The 16,477-nt window shown below is 62.8% G+C and carries 16 protein-coding genes; 15 read left to right on the top strand and 1 reads right to left on the bottom strand.

The annotated features are described in order from the left end of the window. Nucleotides 1–77: 77 nt before the first annotated feature. A complete protein-coding gene (locus QUE41_RS15065; RefSeq protein ID WP_286339828.1) occupies nt 78–2,309 on the bottom strand; it encodes a multiheme c-type cytochrome in 2,232 nt (743 codons plus the stop codon). A 452-nt stretch (nt 2,310–2,761) separates the two neighbouring features. On the opposite strand from QUE41_RS15065, the gene QUE41_RS15060 reads away from it, so the two are divergent. The 15 genes from QUE41_RS15060 to QUE41_RS14990 all read left to right on the top strand — a co-directional run bounded on the left by QUE41_RS15060 (nt 2,762) and on the right by QUE41_RS14990 (nt 16,452). Continuing rightward, nucleotides 2,762–3,334, top strand: coding sequence for a NapC/NirT family cytochrome c (locus QUE41_RS15060; protein ID WP_286339827.1), 573 nt, complete (start codon nt 2,762–2,764; stop codon nt 3,332–3,334). 173 nt (nt 3,335–3,507) lie between these two features. Continuing rightward, nucleotides 3,508–3,846 (top strand): hydrogenase maturation nickel metallochaperone HypA, encoded by a 339-nt coding sequence (gene hypA, locus QUE41_RS15055; RefSeq protein ID WP_286339826.1) that lies wholly within the window; start codon nt 3,508–3,510, stop codon nt 3,844–3,846. Nucleotides 3,847–3,860: 14 nt separating this feature from the next. Next, the gene (locus QUE41_RS15050) at nt 3,861–4,436 is read left to right on the top strand and encodes a 4Fe-4S dicluster domain-containing protein (protein ID WP_286339825.1); all 576 of its coding nucleotides are present in this window, start codon (nt 3,861–3,863) and stop codon (nt 4,434–4,436) included. Continuing rightward, nucleotides 4,436–6,346, top strand: coding sequence for an anaerobic carbon-monoxide dehydrogenase catalytic subunit (gene cooS, locus QUE41_RS15045; RefSeq protein ID WP_286339824.1), 1,911 nt, complete (start codon nt 4,436–4,438; stop codon nt 6,344–6,346). Before QUE41_RS15050 ends, cooS begins: the two co-directional genes overlap by 1 nt. A 43-nt stretch (nt 6,347–6,389) precedes the next feature. Then, nucleotides 6,390–7,166, top strand: a complete 777-nt coding sequence (locus tag QUE41_RS15040; RefSeq protein WP_286339823.1) for an ATP-binding protein — start codon at nt 6,390–6,392, stop codon at nt 7,164–7,166. Next, nucleotides 7,159–7,356, top strand: coding sequence for a CooT family nickel-binding protein (locus QUE41_RS15035; protein WP_028108801.1), 198 nt, complete (start codon nt 7,159–7,161; stop codon nt 7,354–7,356). Before QUE41_RS15040 ends, QUE41_RS15035 begins: the two co-directional genes overlap by 8 nt. After that, complete coding sequence (locus QUE41_RS15030; protein WP_286339822.1) at nt 7,353–7,583, top strand: DUF8180 domain-containing protein; 231 nt, start codon at nt 7,353–7,355, stop codon at nt 7,581–7,583. The genes QUE41_RS15035 and QUE41_RS15030 overlap by 4 nt, the downstream gene beginning before the upstream one ends. A gap of 10 nt (nt 7,584–7,593) precedes the next feature. Next, the gene (gene hypB / locus QUE41_RS15025; protein ID WP_286339821.1) at nt 7,594–8,328 is read left to right on the top strand and encodes a hydrogenase nickel incorporation protein HypB; all 735 of its coding nucleotides are present in this window, start codon (nt 7,594–7,596) and stop codon (nt 8,326–8,328) included. A 152-nt stretch (nt 8,329–8,480) separates the two neighbouring features. Continuing rightward, nucleotides 8,481–12,239, top strand: a complete 3,759-nt coding sequence (locus tag QUE41_RS15020) for a proton-conducting transporter transmembrane domain-containing protein (RefSeq protein ID WP_286339820.1) — start codon at nt 8,481–8,483, stop codon at nt 12,237–12,239. After that, the gene (locus QUE41_RS15015) at nt 12,236–13,204 is read left to right on the top strand and encodes a respiratory chain complex I subunit 1 family protein (RefSeq protein ID WP_286339819.1); all 969 of its coding nucleotides are present in this window, start codon (nt 12,236–12,238) and stop codon (nt 13,202–13,204) included. The genes QUE41_RS15020 and QUE41_RS15015 overlap by 4 nt, the downstream gene beginning before the upstream one ends. A gap of 2 nt (nt 13,205–13,206) precedes the next feature. After that, nucleotides 13,207–13,647 (top strand): NADH-quinone oxidoreductase subunit B family protein, encoded by a 441-nt coding sequence (locus QUE41_RS15010; RefSeq protein WP_028108805.1) that lies wholly within the window; start codon nt 13,207–13,209, stop codon nt 13,645–13,647. Next, entirely contained in the window at nt 13,644–14,156 is a 513-nt protein-coding gene (locus QUE41_RS15005; RefSeq protein ID WP_286339818.1) for a 4Fe-4S dicluster domain-containing protein, read from the top strand. The genes QUE41_RS15010 and QUE41_RS15005 overlap by 4 nt, the downstream gene beginning before the upstream one ends. Next, nucleotides 14,153–14,665 (top strand): NADH-quinone oxidoreductase subunit C, encoded by a 513-nt coding sequence (locus QUE41_RS15000; RefSeq protein WP_286339817.1) that lies wholly within the window; start codon nt 14,153–14,155, stop codon nt 14,663–14,665. Before QUE41_RS15005 ends, QUE41_RS15000 begins: the two co-directional genes overlap by 4 nt. Then, nucleotides 14,665–15,747, top strand: a complete 1,083-nt coding sequence (locus QUE41_RS14995; RefSeq protein ID WP_286339816.1) for a hydrogenase large subunit — start codon at nt 14,665–14,667, stop codon at nt 15,745–15,747. Before QUE41_RS15000 ends, QUE41_RS14995 begins: the two co-directional genes overlap by 1 nt. Before the next feature lie 36 nt (nt 15,748–15,783). Next, nucleotides 15,784–16,452 carry a Crp/Fnr family transcriptional regulator gene (locus QUE41_RS14990; RefSeq protein ID WP_286339815.1) on the top strand — a complete coding sequence of 223 codons (669 nt, stop codon included), beginning with the start codon at nt 15,784–15,786 and terminating at the stop codon, nt 16,450–16,452. The last annotated feature ends 25 nt before the right edge of the window (nt 16,453–16,477 follow it).

Below are 16,477 nucleotides of genomic sequence, written 5' to 3'. Positions count from 1 at the left end.
TTGAAACAATTTCATCGGGCCGGCGTCGGCACAAAAAAAGCGGCCCGGTGGGCCGCTTCATGGTCAGGCGTTATGCCTTAGTGGCTGGAGCTCCAGTTGGAGTGGGCTTCCAGCACCTGGCTGTCGCTGTGACAGGTGGCACAGGTCTCTTCAACCTGGGCTGGGTAGCTGCTGGAAGGTACGCCGATGGCGCCGTCGTTCAGCTCAATCACACCGCCCATCGCCTTCATGTGAGCCACGGTGGAGTCGCTCAGGCCGTATGGAGGCAGGTGGCAGCTGACGCAGGCCGCGGTCTGCGGAGACACCAGCAACTGCTCGTTGGTGGCTGGGTCGAAGCGACCACCGTCGGTGGTACCGAAGGCTACAGGTGCAGCATTGGCCGGGATCAGGCTCAGGGAGAAGCCGGAATCACCGTGACAGGTGGCACAGTCGGTCTTCTTGAAGAAGCCACCGATGTAGTGCTTGCTGTGAACCACGCGGGCCAGGTTGGAGCTGGTGGCCGAGCTGTTGGTACGGGTACCGTTGTGGCAGGTTGCACAGCCGTCCATGTCGTTGGTGTAACGGTGCTGGATGGCGGCGGTGTGGCAATCCTGACAGGCGGTCATCTCGGCATGCTGGATGCGCGGGGTGTCAGCCACGGCAGTGCCGTCCTGGTTGAAGTAGAAGGTGTCGCTCACTAGGTAGGGCGCTTCCTGTCCGTCCAGGTTGCCTTCTGCATCGACCACACAGTCTTCGCGAGTGCCGCGGCCACCGAAGCAGACGTGAATCTGGCTGCTCAGGGCGATGGTGGCACCGGCATCAATCAGCTCTTTCACCGCGAAGTCGGCGTCGCTGATGACAGACTGCAGACGACCGTCTGGCAGCTGAGTGAAGGTATCCCAGCCCACTTTCTGGTAGTTCACCAGGAAGTCGTCGCTCAGCACGCCGTTCAGCACGATGGCGCTGTTAAAGCCGCCGTACTTGTAGGGGCGAGGATCGATCTGGCTCAGAGGCACCATATCCTCACCATCCATGATCTTGAAGATGGTGGTGATGGAGGAGCCGTCAGCCGCAGCGGTCATGGAGTCGAAGATCACCTTCAGCTCGGTGGAGCGGGCGGTGTTGTTGGCGGTGTAGTGGGCCGCCTCGGCACCACGGGCACCCTGGCCGTGACAGGACACACAGTTCTGATAGTTCTCAGCGATCTGGTTGTTGTCCGCATCCCAGTGCCAGCTCGGCACGCCGTACTGACTGTCGTGACAGTTCAGACAGGTGGCGGTGTCCTTGTCGGCGGTCCAGGCATCCGCATTGGCCACAGCTTCATCAGCCTGGTGACAGGTCTGACAGTTGGCGGCGTTCTGAGGATAGATGCCATCGTCGGCGAAGAAGGAGTGGCTGTGGAACTCGTGGGCGATGCCCTTGATGGAGCCGTCGTGCTTGCCGATGACGTTGCCGTCATCATCTTTGGTCTGGTACTCGTTGAACTCCACGTGGCAGAAGGTACAGGAGTCCATCACAGTGTGCTTGCCGGGGTGGTGCATGTTACCCAGGTTGCCGTCGTGACCGGGACGGTGACAGCTCTCACAGGTCTCATTGGCAATCACGTGCTTGGGACGTTCTGCAACGGTGTTGGCGCTGGGCAGCCAGTAGTAGAAGCCAGCGGTGTTGAGGTAGTCGCCATTGGCCAGGTGGATCTCGCTGGCGTCGTCGTTGCGCACCTTGATGGCCATGTAGACACCATGGGTGACGTCATTCTTAACGCTGTAGAGATCGTTGGTGTCGATGGCCACCTCGTAGGCGGAGCCGTCGGGCTTGGTGCCCTTGGTCACCAGGGTGTAGGTACCGTCGTTGTTGTCGGTCAGACAGTCGGTACAGTTCACATCACCACGATAGGAGATGCCGGAGAAGTATCCGGAACCGGCATAGAGGGTTTCCCCTTCAAACTCACCCTTGGTCTTGGTGTAGTAGCTCAGCCAGACGTCGCGGGGCTCACCCGGAATGTCGGTGGAGCCGATCTCATCTTCGTCACCGATACGGCCCAGAGAGACACCGGCAATGTCGATATCTTTCAAGCCATAGAGGGCAACACCATTGGCGTCTGCCAAGGAGAAGTTCACAGTCAGGATGCCAGCGTCATCAAAGCTGGCACCTGTGATAGTGCTTACAACAGCGGAGGCCGAGGTCACGGGCTTGCCGACCGGACCTGGCTGGCCATCTTCACCGTCGGATCCATCGGAGCCGTCGCTGCCGCAACCACTGAGGGCTAGGGCACCCAGGCCGGCAAAGGCCATGGCGCGCCATAGGGCGTTGGGTTTCATCATCATCATCATTACTTTTTCCCTGCAATGTTTAGGTTGTTCATGCATATACCTAAATTTAGGTATGCATAATGAACACCACGAAGATACCCCAGACCTCTGGTTAACCGTCGTGATCAACGTCAACAATTGCAAAAGTTTAAACTTGATATTGCAAAAACAGTGAGTGGAGTTCAGTTTGCTGTCAGCAATGTTAAAAAATACTGACATTGAACCCGGCTCATTCAACATTAGGTACTGATTTGAAAAAGATAAAGCTTGGGTCGGGTTTCGGTGAAACCGAGGGGTTGGCGTCCGGCCCAAAAGATGATCAGGATCTCAGCTTGTGATGCCTGTGACTTTGCAGTTGGATGTTCTGTGAACTCTATCATTATGTTGCATTTTTACCCTCATTAAAATTTGCTCACACCGATTTTATCTTGCCGCCTCCCTTTGAGGCGGCGCTGTTTTTTTGAGGATGAGAGATGAACAACAACCAACAAGAATCCGGTTGGTCCAAACTGTGGAAGCAGCCTAAGTCCAAGTGGTTACTGGGTATTCCCCTGGGCGCCTTCCTGGCGGTGGCCGTGGGTGCCGTGGGTACCGTGGGTTTCAACACCGTGCTGCACGCCACCAGCAGTGACGCCTTCTGCGTCAATTGCCATGTGCCCTCCTTTGCCGCCGAAGAGGTGGCCCTGAGCAAGCACGGCACCAGCGCCTCCGGCATGGTGGTCAACTGTGCCGACTGCCACGTCTCCAAGGAGTTCGTGCCTAAGATGATCCGCAAGATCTCCGCCATGAAGGAGGTCTACCTGGAGCTCAAGGGCGAGATCACCACCAAGGACGAGTTCCTCGCCTACAAGAAAGATGGCGCTGCCCGCATCATCGCCGAGATGAAGGCCAACGATTCCCGTGAGTGCCGCACCTGTCACGATGTGGAGCGGATGAACTTCGACAAGCAGAAGAAGGTGGCCGCCAAGATGCACCAGAAGATGGACAAGATGGGCAAGACCTGCATCGACTGCCACAAGTACAAGGTGGCTCACAAGAAGCCTTGATTTCAGGCTGACCCCCTCTCCACGCCGGCATCCGCCGGCGTTTTTTTTGCCTGTCGTCTGCGCAGGATCCCACTTTTTTCCTCCCTCAGCCCAGCTGTCATCCAGCCGACAGTAATCCCATTCCCCCTGGGGTTTCATGCCTGTGAACCCAACGTTGTTCAGGAGACACGGTGATGCATGAAGCGGCTTTAACCCAAGGGCTGGTGAAGATACTGCTGAGCCGTACTTCAGAGCTTGGGGTGGACTCGGTCAGCCGGGTCACCCTCAAGGTGGGTCGATTAAAGGCGGTGGAACCCCACTCTTTGCGTTTCTGCTTCGAGATGTTTGTCAGGGACACGGTACTGGAGGGGGCGGAACTGGTGATCGACACCGTGGAGGCCCGGGCCACCTGCCTCGAGTGTTCTGAGTCGTTTCAGGTGCGGCGGTTCTGTTTCCGTTGTCCCGGCTGTGACAGTACGTCGCTGCAACTGACTCAGGGCGAGGAGCTGTTCATTGAGAGCTTTGAGATCTGAAGAAGGCGAAAGCTATGAGAGAAACGGAAAACGTCATCATCTATGCCGACGCAGAGCGCTGCCTGGGTTGTCATAGTTGTGAGCTTGCCTGCGCGGTGGCCCACGGTGGCGGGAGTCTGGTGGAGGCGGTGCGCGAGCGCAAGCCCCTGCACTCCCGCACCAAGGTGGTGGTCAGCGATCAGGTGATGATGCCCATGCAGTGTCGTCAATGTGAAAACGCCCCCTGCACCATGGTGTGCCCCACCGGCGCCTGTCGTCAGCAGGATGGCCAGGTGCAGATCACCGAGGAGAGCTGTGTCGGCTGCAAGCTGTGCGTCATGGTGTGTCCTTTCGGTGCCATCACGGTGCGTCGCGACGGTCATCGCCAGGCTGACGGCAGCAACAACCAGGGGGTGGCGCTCAAGTGCGATCTCTGCCGTGACTGGCGGGCACAGACCGGTAAGAGTGACCCAGCCTGTGTCGAAGCCTGTCCTACCAAGGCGATCCGTCTGGTGGAGATGAAAGCCTACCGTACGGCACTGATCCAGGCCCGGGCCAAAGAGCTGGCCCAATCCCAGAAACACATGACCCTGACACTGAGGAAACCCTGATGGAAATTAAAGTGAAATCTGTAGATCAGGCAGTTGCCGCCCTCTGTCCCGTGGCAGAGCGTGAGGGGATTGCCACCGTATTCGACCGTCATCAGGCGCAGCAGCCCCAGTGCGGCTTTGGCTCCCTGGGTCTGTGTTGCCGGGTGTGTTGGAAGGGGCCCTGTCGCATCGACCCCTTTGGCGATGGCCCCAGTGAGGGGATCTGCGGCGCCAACCGCGACACCATCGCCGCCCGCAACGTGGTGCGGATGATGGCCGCCGGCGCCGCCGCCCACTCCGAGCACGGCCGTCACATCGCCCTGGCGATGCAGCGGGTAGGCAAAGGCGAGCTGCCTGCGTACTCCATTCGCGATCCCAAGAAACTGGAGGCTCTGGCCCAGCGACTGGGCATCGACACCGCCGGCCGGGATACCCTCTCCCTGGCTCACGAGGTGGCCACCCTGACCCTGGAGGATTATCAGAACCAGGACCATGACACGCCATGTCGCTGGATCCAGGCCAGCCTGCCGCCCAAGCGGCTGGAGAAGCTGGAGTCTCTGCACGCTCTGCCCCATAACATCGACGCCACCGTGGCCCAGATCATGGCCCGCACTCACATCGGCTGCGACGCCGACCCCACCAACCTGTTCCTGGGTGGGGTCAAGGGGGCCCTGGCGGACTTCAATGGCATGACCCTGGCCACCGAACTCTCCGATGCCATGTTCGGTACCCCGTCCCCTGTGGTGACCGAGGCCAACATCGGGGTGATCAACGCCGCCGCGGTCAACATCGCCGTCAATGGCCACAACCCCCTGCTCAGTGAAGTGATCTGTGAGATGGCCGACGAGCTGAATCAGGAAGCGATCGCCGCCGGTGCCCCCCAGGGGATCAACATCGTCGGCATCTGCTGTACCGGCAACGAGGTGATGATGCGCCATGGCGTGCCCCTGGCCACCAACTACCTCAGCCAGGAGATGGCGATCCTCACCGGCGCCCTGGACGCCATGGTGGTGGACGTGCAGTGCATCATGCCGTCACTGCCCCAGGTGGGGGACTGCTTCCACACCGAGGTGATCACCACCATGGGGGACAACAAGATGCAGGGGGCCCGTCATGTGCCCTTCCGCGAGGAGGACGCCCGGGAGAACGCCTCCCAGGTGATTCGCCTGGCCATCGACGCTTTCCGCCGCCGGGATCCCAAGAAGATCAACATCCCCGACATCAAGCGCACCGCCGTGGTGGGCTTCTCCGCCGAAGCGGTGGTGGAGGCCCTGTCCAAGGTGGACGCCGAGGATCCGCTCAAGCCACTGCTGGATAACCTCACCAACGGCAACATCCAGGGTATTGCCCTGTTCGCCGGCTGCAACAACACCCAGAGCGTTCAGGACAACAGCTACCAGAAAATTGCCGAGAAGCTGGCCGCCAACAACGTACTGCTGCTGGCCACCGGCTGCGGCGCAGGGGCCTTTGCCAAAAATGGCCTGATGAATCAGGAGGCCACCGAGGCTTACGCCGGTGACGGGCTCAAGGCGGTGCTGACCGCCATCGGTGAAGCCGCCGGCCTGGGCGGACCTCTGCCCCTGGTGCTGCACATGGGCTCCTGTGTGGACAACAGCCGCGCCGTCTCCCTGGCGACCGCCCTGGCGAAACGTCTGGATCTGGACTTGAGCGATCTGCCTCTGGTGGCTTCGGCACCGGAAGCGATGTCGGAGAAGGCGGTAGCCATCGCCTCCTGGTCCGTGGCCCTGGGGCTGCCGACACATTTGGGCACCATGCCTCAGGTGACCGGTTCCCAGGTGGTGACCGATCTGATGACCCAGGGGGCCGAGCAGCTGTTTGGCGGTTACTTCCTGGTGGAGACCGACCCGGATGCCGCCGGCGACAAGCTGGTGGAGGTGATTCGCCGTAAGCGCGCCGCACTGGGCCTGTAATCCGAGACTGGGGGAGGCGTGCCTCCCCCTAAGGAGAGAAGCGATGAAGATTGCCATAACGGGCAAAGGCGGGGTGGGGAAGACCACCCTGGCGGGCCTGCTGGCCAGAGGCCTGGCCAAGCAGGGTTTCAAGGTGCTGGCGGTGGACGCCGACCCGGATGCCAACCTGGCGGGAGCCGTCGGCATCGACGCACAGCGGGCGGCCGGGCTGGTCCCCTTTTCCCAGATGAAATCCCTGGCCAAGGAGCGCACCGGCGCCAACGGCAGCGGCTTGTTCAAGCTCAATCCGTCGGTGGCGGATCTGCCGGAGCGTTTCGCCCTGGAGCATCAGGGAGTGAAGCTGCTGAAGATGGGCAGTGTCGAGCAAGCCGGTGGCGGCTGCGTCTGCCCAGAACACACCCTGTTGCGCGCCCTGATGCGCCAGTTGCTGGTTAAGGGGAACGAGTGGGTGGTGATGGACATGGAGGCCGGCATCGAACACCTGGGGCGGGGCACCGCCGAGGCGGTGGACATGCTGCTGGTGGTGGTGGAGCCGGGCCAGCGCAGCCTGCAGACCGCCGAACAGGCGGAAGCCCTGGCCAGGGAGCTGGGCATCGCCCGGGTAGCCTTCGTGGCGGGCAAGGTTCAGGGCGAGGAGGATCTGGCCTTCATTCGTGAGCGGCTGGGGCCCGGGCGCAGGCTGCTGGGGCACCTCAGCTGGAGCGAAGCCCTGCGCGCCGCCGACCGCCAGGGATTGGCCCCCTTCGATTGTCAGGGCCCCTTTGTGGCTCAGGCCGCCGCCATCCAATCTCAACTGCAACAGGAGCTGACCCATGTGTAACTTCACCGCCCGAATCAAACACGCCCATGGCTGGGAGGAGGTCTCCCAGGTCAGCCGGGTGGAGGTGATCCCCCCCGGCCTCAGCCTGGAGACCCTGTTTGACGCCCCCAGGACACTGGCGGGCTACCGCATCACCCTGCTGGACATGATGCAGGGTCAGATCCACTTAGAGCCGGTGGAGGCCCCATGAACCCGCAGCAGCAACTGATCCAGCGTATCCACACCCTGCTGCCCCATTGGGAGGAGCACAACCAGGCCCACATCAGCGAGATGGAGCGTTGGCGCGAGCAGCTGATTCGCTTTGAGCTGGCGGAACTGGCGGACTCCCTGCTGGAGGTGGTGGAGCAGATGCGCTGCACCGGCGAAGCCCTGAACCGCACCCTGTCGCGGGTGCCTCAACAGACCGAACAAGAGTGAGGAGGCGGCCATGTGCAACAACTGCGGCTGTAACCTGACACCGGGAAATCAACACCTGGTGGAACCCGGAGGCCACCTGCACCGGCCCGGCGATGCGGTGCAGCTTCTTACCGGCCTGTTGGACGAAAACGACCACCAGGCGGCGCACAACCGGGAGCACCTGGAGCGTCACAACATTCTGGCCATCAACCTGATGTCCTCTCCGGGCAGCGGCAAGACCCGGTTGCTGGAGGAGACCCTGGAGCAGCTCAAGGCGCTGGGGATTCGCGCCGGGGTGATTGAGGGGGATCTGGAAACGGAGAACGACGCCCAGCGCATCGCCGCCAAGGGGGTGCCCGTGGTGCAGATCACCACAGGGATGGCCTGTCACCTTGACGCCCACATGGTGTACGACGCCCTGCACAGCCTGCCCCTGGATGAGCTGGATCTGCTGTTCATCGAAAACGTCGGCAACCTGGTGTGCCCGGCCGGGTTTGATCTGGGGCAGCACCTCAACCTGGTGCTGCTGTCGGTCACCGAAGGGGAGGACAAACCGGCCAAGTATCCGGTGATGTTCCGCGCGGCAGACCTGGTGCTGATCACCAAGCTGGATCTGCTGGCCCATTTCGATGATTTCAGCCTTCCGGGGGCCGAGCACTACCTCAAGACCCTGGGGTTGGAGGAGCAGACCCTGCCCATCTCCGCCAAAAGCGGCGAGGGGATGGCCGCCTGGCTGAGCTGGCTGCAGCAGCGGCTGACACCCTGAACCGGGGCGCAGAGGCGCCCCTTTTTTTCACCCAAAGGGTGATGGGCGCAACGTTTTCTGAATTCGGGTTGCCCCCTGTCAGCCCGCTGACAGATGGGGTGACCGCTCAGGCCTAGAGTGGGCCTGACAACGACAACAAGATGAGGATGACCATGGGAGAGTTTTCCATTCTGGCCTGGCTGGGTGCCGGGCTGCTGTTGCTCGGGGAGCTGTGGGCCCTGCGCAACCGAGCCAGTCTTGGCAGGCTGCTGCTCTACGCCACCGCCGCCGAGCTGGGCTACCTGATCATGGGCCTGGGGCTGGGCGAGCCCCTGGCTCAGACTGGCGCCTGGTTCCATCTGGCCCTGCAGGCGGTGATGCGGCTGCTGGTGATCCTGGCGGCCTGGCGGCTGATTCGGGCCGCCGGCAGCGACCGCCTGGACCGGGTGGCCGAGGTGGCGCCCCAGATGCCATTGAGCCGGCTGATGTTCGGCTTTGGCCTGTTCTCGGTGATGGGGCTCTCCCCCTTCAAGGGGGCTTTCAGCAAGTTCATCATCCTGTACGCCGCCGTGGACCAGGGCCACTGGGCCTTGGCGGTCACCGCCACCCTGGCGGGGATAGTGGCGGCCATCTACACGGTGACGGTGATCCACAAAGTCTGTTTCGGTGCCCCGGCCAGCCGTCCGGTGCTGAGCGAGGCGGGGCAGGGGGCGGCCAGTCTGCTGCTGATGCTGATCGCGGCCCTGACTACTGTGCTGCTGAGCCTGGATCCCGAGCCGCTGCTGCACTGGGTCGGTGCCCTCAACGGCCTGACTGAGGGCCATGGCATGCCCAGGTTCGAGTCCCCCTGGCAGGCCCTGGTGCTGCTGCCCTACCTGAGTGGTTTCGGGGTGTTCCTGCTGGGGCACTTCAGCCCCAGATTGCGGGATCTGATGGTGCAGGCGGTGGCCGCCGTCACCCTGGTGATGGCCTGGCAGCTGCCCATGGCCGATGGCCTTTCCTGGCTGTTCGCCGTGATCATCGCCCTGGTGATGCTGGTGATGCTGGTGGTCTGCGTCTACTCCGGCCCCTATATGCGCAAAGACCCCAGGGCCAACCTCTATTACTTCTTCCTGCTGCTGATGCTCGGTTCCCTGCTGGGGGTGGTCACCGCAACGGATCTGGGTAACTTCTACCTGTTTTGGGAGCTGATGACCTGGACCTCCTATCTGCTGGTGATCCACCCCCGCACTCCCAAGGCGCTGCAGGCGGGACGTAAGTACTTTCTGATGTGCGCCGGCGGCGCCTACATCATGCATTTCGGCATCCTGCTGTTGCACGCCAACCTGGGCAGTTTCGAATTTGCCCAGCTGGCTGCGGCGGCCGGGCAGCTGCCCCCTGGGGAGGCCCTGGTGATCCTCGCCTGCTTCCTGGTGGGCCTGGGGGTCAAGGCGGGGCTGTGGCCCGCCCATGGCTGGCTGCCTGATGCCCATCCTGTGGCACCCTCCTCCATCTCCGCACCCATGTCAGCCATCCTCACCAAGGTGGGCCTGTACGGCATCCTGAAGCTGCTGTTTCTGGTGTTCGGGTCCGCCGCCCTGTCGCGGCTGGCGGGGGAGGGGGCCCTCTCCATTCCACTGGTGATCACCCTGCTGGGTGCGGTGACCCTGATCTACGGTGAACTGGCGGCCCTGCGCGAACCGGATCTCAAGCGGATGCTGGCGTTCTCCACCCTGGCCCAGGTGGGTGAGATCACCGCGGTGCTGGGGCTGGCCAGCTACCTGGCCCTGACCGCAGGCCTGGCTCATCTGCTCAATCACGCCATCTTCAAGAGTCTGCTGTTTCTCTGTGCCGGCTCCATCATCTACCGCTATGGCAGCAAAACCCTGGCCGATCTGGCCGGCGCCGGCCGGCGGATGCCCATCACCGGGGCCTGTCTGGCCGTCGGTTTGCTGGCGATCATGGGGCTTCCGCCATTCAGCGGTTTCTTCTCCAAGTATCTGATGATTTACGCCGCCGTTGACCAGGGCAACCTGGTGCTGCCGGTGGTGATCCTGCTGGGCAGCCTGATTGGCGCCGTCTACTACCTGCGCATCTTCCGGGTGCTGTTCTTCACCCCGGCTCAGACGGAGGCAACCGAAGCCCCCGTCGGGATGCTGTTGCCGCAACTGCTGCTGGCGGCTCTGGTGCTGGCGGCGGGGCTGTTCCCCGATGCGGTGCTGGGTCTGGTTCAGCCGGTGGTGGCGCAGCTCTCCCCTGCGGGGGGCGAGCTTCTCTCCCTGTCGCTGGAGTGGTCCTGGGCGGCGCTGGTGGCCTGCATCGGCGCCCCGGCGGTGTATCTGCTGGGTAAGCGGGTGCCCGCCCTGGCGGTGCCTGTTGCCCTGGCGGTGATGGCGCTGTCTTTGGTGATGGTGCTGCAGCACTCCCAGCAGTTTGACCCGCTTTCCTGGTGGTTCGCCCTGCTGATCGCCGCCGTAGGACTGCTGAGCCTGGCCTACTCCAAGGGCTACATGGCCCACGGTCACAGCCTGCCCAGGTTCCTGATGTTCTTCCTGTTGATGATTGGCGGCCTGCTGGGGATCTGTGCCAGCCGCGATCTGTTCAACTTCTTCCTGTTCTGGGAGGTAATGAGCAGCTGGGCCCTCTATTTCGCCATCATCCACGAGGAGAGCGACGATGCCCTGGATGAGGGATTCAAATACCTGATGTTCAATCTGGCCGGGGCCAGCTGCCTGTTCCTGGGGACAGTGATGCTGGCGGCCCCCTCAGGTGAGTTGGCGTTCGAAGGGCTGGGGCAGAGGCTGGAGGCGATGCCACTAGCCTGGAGCGCCTCCGCCCTGGTGCTGGTGTTGGCGGGGCTGCTGATGAAGGCCGCCCAGCTGCCGCTGCGCATCGATGTGCAGATGCACCCGCCGACGGCGCCGACGCCGGTCAGTGGTTACATCTCGGCGGTGCTGCTCAAGAGTGGCCCCTTCGGCATGCTCAAGTTCTTCGGAGCCATCGGCATCACCACCCTGGCGGCCCGCTTCGGCGAGGTGCAAGGCCTGCCCTGGCCCGCCTTCCTGGTGGCCCTGGTGGCGGCGGTGACCCTGCTGGGGGCCGGGGCGATGGCGATGATCCAGACCGGCATCAAGCGGCTGCTTATCTACAGCACCGTCAGCCAGCTGGCCTATGTGTTGCTGGGCCTGGCCCTGCTGACCCCCCTGGGCATCAGCGCCGGCTTGCTGCATTTTGTGAACCACATGCTGCTGAAGAACCTGCTGTTTATGGGCGCCGGGGTGATTCTGGCCCAGGCGCACCTGCACAGCCTGGATGACCTGGGCGGACTGGGACGGCAGATGCCACTGACCTTCGGCCTGTTCCTGTTCGCCGGGCTGTCGCTGGCGGGGATACCGCCGCTCAATGGCTTTGCTTCCAAGTGGCTTATCTATCAGGCCAGCCTGCAATCCGGCCACTACCTGTTTGCCCTGGCCACCCTGATGTCCAGCCTGTTCACCCTGGCGGCGGTGCTCAAGTTTGCCCATGTGGCCTTCCTGGGACGGCCTTCACCTGGGCTGGCACACCTGAAAGAGGCCCCGACCTCCATGGCCTGGCCCATGGTGCTGACCGCCGCTGCCTGCCTGGGTCTGGGACTCTTCCCCGGTCTGGCGCTGGTGCCCATTGCCGCCATCGTCACCTCACTGGGGATGACCGCACCTCAGGTGAGCCTGTGGGGGCCGCTGCCCGGAGGCTGGTCCTCCTGGCTGCTGACCCTGTCTCTGCTGCTGCCGGCCCTGGCCTGCTGGGGATTTTATCGCCTCAGCGCCCCCCAGCGAGTGGCGATTCACCATCACGCCTGTGGCGTCGAGGACCTGAGCGATGCGGACAGCCACATGGGCGCCGCCGCCCTCTACGAATCCCCCAAAGCGCTGCTGCGCGCTCTGGCCGGACCCTTTAAACGGAGAGAATCATGAATCAATTTGAGTCCCTGCTGCTCCCCATCTGGGTGATGGTGGTGGCGACCGCCGGCCTGGTTATCGGGCTGCTGGCCAAGGGGGTGGATCGCATCCTGCTGGCCCGCCTGCAGCGGCGCGTAGGACCGCCGCTGCTGCAGCCCTTCTATGACGTGGCCAAGCTGATGCGAAAGCACTCCATGGTGCCCCAGGGCAGTTTTGCGGCGCTGTTTCTCTATCTGCCTGCCGCCGGCGTCTGCGCCATGGCGGTGGCCCTGGCCCTGGTGCCTGTGCCCGGCTGGTATCAGCCGCCGGCCCAGTTGGGGGACATGCTGGTGCTGCTCTACCTGCTGGCGGTGCCGGCGGTGGTGATCATGCTCAGCGGCTCGGTCTCCGGCTCCACCTTCGGTGCCATCGGCTTCTCACGGGAGATGAGCATGATGCTGGCCTATGAGGGGCCGCTGCTGCTGGTGCTGCTCAGTGTGGCCATCCACGTTGGCGTTGCCCAGGGTGGGGTCATCTGCCTCAGCCTGACCGAGATCATCGCCTGGCAGCAGGCCAACGGCAGCCTGGTGACCAACCCCTGGCTGTGGCCGGCGCTGCTGGCGTTTCTCAGTGTCATTCCCGCCAACCTCGGCGTGCCGCCTTTCGACGTGCCTGAGGCGGAGTCTGAACTGCTCGAGGGGCCGCTGCTGGAGTACTCCGGGCCGGCCCTGGCGATGTTCAAGCTGATGTCCACCCTCAAAACCGTGGTGGTGTTCAGCCTGGCTGTGGTGCTGTTCTGGCCAGGAGCCCTGACCGGCATCGCCGCCCTGGCCGCCCATCTGCTCAAGTGCTTGGTGCTGTTTCTGCTGGCCAAAACCCTGCTTCGGGCGTCGGTGGGTCGGATGCGCATCGACCAGGCATTCCTGTTCTATTTCAAGTGGCCCGAGCTGCTCGGTGTGCTGAGCCTGGCGCTGGTGCTGCTCGGCTCTCTAAGGGGGTAATCATGGCTCTGTTTTCCAACGTGGCGGCGCGCTCGCCCTGGCTGTACCGGATCAATGCCGGCTCCTGCAACGGCTGTGATGTGGAGCTGGCCACCACCGCCTGCATCCCCAGATTCGATGTGGAGCGCCTCGGCTGCCAGTACTGCGGCAGCCCCAAGCACGCGGACATCGTGCTGATCACCGGTCCCCTCACCGCCCGGGTCAAAGAGAAGGTGCTCAGGGTGTATCAGGAGATCCCCGATCCCAAGGTGACGGTGGCGGTGGGGATCTGTCCCATCAGTGGCGGGGTGTTTCGTGACAGCTACGCCATCGAGGGTCCCATCGACCGTTACTTCGATGTGGACGTGAACATCCCCGGCTGTCCACCCCGGCCCCAGGCGATCCTCGAGGGGGTGGCCCAGGCCATCGAGATCTGGAAGCAACGGCTGCAGGAGGCGTCATGAAGATACTGAAACTGCTTTGGCAGAACCTCAAGAAGGGACCCTCTACCGATCCCTTCCCCTTCGGCGACACCTTTACGCCGAAAGGACTGCGTGGACGCATCCGCTTCGACGCCAGCCGCTGCAGTGCCTGTCGCATGTGCGAGCACGTCTGTGCCGGTGGAGCCATTCGATTCGAGGAAACGCAAGAGGGCACCACCTTCACCGTCTGGCACAACAGCTGCACCTTCTGCGGCCTGTGCCAGCACTACTGCATTCCCGGGGCGATTCGGCTGACCGAGGACTGGCACCTGGCGCACCATCAGTCGCAGAAATACACCATGGTGGAGCACGATCTGATCCCCCGTCTGCCATGTGGCGAATGCGGCAGGAAGATCACCCAGACCACCACCAGTTTGCTGGGGCGGGCCTACGCGGGCAGCAATGGGGATATCCGCACCCTGGCCACGCTCTGCCCGGACTGCCGCCGTGCCCGCTCCGCCCAACAGCTCACCAAAGGAGAGATGCTATGAACCCCATGTTTCAACGCTTCGCCGCCAGCCTGGGCAATACCCTGGCACAGCCGGCGTCCTGGACCCAGACCACGGACGCCAAGGGGGTCAGTGTCGCCTGGGCCAGGCTGGAGCAGGCGGAGCAGTTGCTGCCGTTTGCCCGGCTGGTCAAGGTGCTGGGGGGCCGGCTGAGCACCATCACCGCCTACCAGGTGTCGCCCAACCTGGAGATCGCCTACCACTTCGACCTGGACGGCTCCACGGTGACCGCCACCGTGGTGCTGCCGGAGCAGGGGGCGGTGATCCCCTCAATGACGCCGGTGTTCCTCAACGCCGACTGGAACGAGCGGGAGTTTATGGAGCTGTACGACATTGAGGTGACCGGGCACCCCAATCCGCGGCGGCTGTTTATCGATGAGAGCATCGACCCCGCCGTATTGCAGCGCTTCATCCCCTACTCGGATCTGGTGAATGCCGCCAGCACTAAGTCGTTGTGGGAGAAGATCATGACCAGCCGAGGAGAGAACTGATGAGTGGATACAAAGTCCCGGTAGGGCCGCTGCATGTGGCCCTGGAGGAGCCCATGTACTTCAAGGTGGAGGTGGAGGGGGAGACCATCCGCGATCTGGAGATCACCGCCGGCCACGTTCACCGTGGCCTGGAGTACCTGGCGGTGAAACGTAACTTCTACCAGAACATCACCCTGACCGAGCGGCTCTGCTCCCTGTGCTCCAACAGCCACCCCACCACCTACTGCATGGCGCTGGAATCGCTGGCGGGCATCGAAGTGCCGCTGCGGGGCCAGTACCTGAGGGTGATCGCCGACGAGGTGAAGCGGGTGGCGTCCAACCTGTTCAATGTGGGGATCATGGCCCACATCATCGGGTTTGATTCCCTGTTTATGCATGTGCTGGAGACCCGGGAGGTGATGCAGGACGTCAAGGAGACCATCTACGGCAACCGCATGGACCTGGGGGCCAACTGCATCGGCGGCGTCAAGTACGATGTGGATGGCGAACAGACCCGATGGCTGCTGGCCCAGATCGACACGTTAGTGCCGGCGGTGGAGGAGATCCGCGACCTCTACGGCTCCAATCACTTCGTGTTGTCCCGGACTCAGGGCGTCGGGGTGCTGTCCCTGGAGGATGTGCAGCATCATGGTCTGGTGGGACCTGTGGCCAGGGGCTCTGGACTGGCGTACGATGTTCGTGTTCAGGCGCCCTATGCGGTTTATGATCAGCTGGATATGCAGATTCAGACCCGCAGCGGCGGCGACGTCTGGTCCCGGGCCATGGTGCGTCTGGACGAGGTGCTGGTGGCCCTGGATCTGATTCGCCAGTGCCTGGAGCGGATGCCTGCCGGGCCCACCGCCATCAGCGGTTTGCCGGTGATCCCGGCGGGGGAGGCGATTGCCAAGAGCGAAGCCCCCCGGGGGGAGCTGATCTACTATCTGAAGACCGATGGTTCAGACCGGCCGGAGCGCCTGAAGTGGCGCGTGCCCAGCTACCCGAACTGGGATGCCCTGAAGACCATGATGACTGGTGAGAAGGTGGGGGATGTCCCGCTGATGGTCAACAGCATCGACCCCTGCATCTCCTGCACGGAAAGATAGTGTGGGGATCTGAAACCTGAAGGGAGGGAGGACCGGATGTACTCCAAGATGAAACTGTCCCGGTTCAACATGATCGAGTTGCTGAAAAAGCCCAAGTACGAGGGGTTTCTTTCCGGTTTTCACTGCCGTCAACTGGCGCGGGGGCGCTTGCTGGACCAGGCCTGTCACGAGGAGAGCGAGGTGTTTGTCCTGGTGTCCGGGCGGCTTCGGCTCTACCTCTCCTATGAGGGCAGGGAGTTTACCCTCTCCTTCCTGGAGCCGGGCGACATCTTCAGCACCCACAGCCGGATGCTGATCCAGGCGGCCCGGGAGAGCACCATTCTGGCCATCAGTGTCTCCCGCTTTCGTCAGGAGGTGGTGCGCTTTCCCGAAGTCTCCCTGGTGATGACCGGCATCCTGGGGCAGGTTCTGGCCGGGACCCTGGATGTGATAGAGGGGATCATCTTCCACGATGTGCAGTACCGCCTAGTGGAGTTCCTGCTGGCCCTGGCCAAGGAGCGTGGACAAGCCAAAGGTGAGGGAGTGGCCTTCGAGTGCGATCTCAATATGGAGGAGATCTCCCTGTTGATCGGCACCACCCGGCAGACCGCTTCGTCACTGCTGAACAACCTCATCAAGGAGGGGATGCTGGAGCGTCGCAGTCGCCGCGAATTCCTGATTCCCGACCCGGACGCCATGGAGACCCTGCTCAGTCAGCAGCCATAAACTGAAAAAGCCGCCCGTTGGGCGG

Origin of the sequence: Ferrimonas sp. YFM (assembly GCF_030296015.1) — a bacterium.
Classification (GTDB): Bacteria; Pseudomonadota; Gammaproteobacteria; order Enterobacterales; family Shewanellaceae; genus Ferrimonas.
Note: the sequence above shows the minus strand (reverse complement) of the source record. Positions and strands in the feature narration are given on the sequence as shown.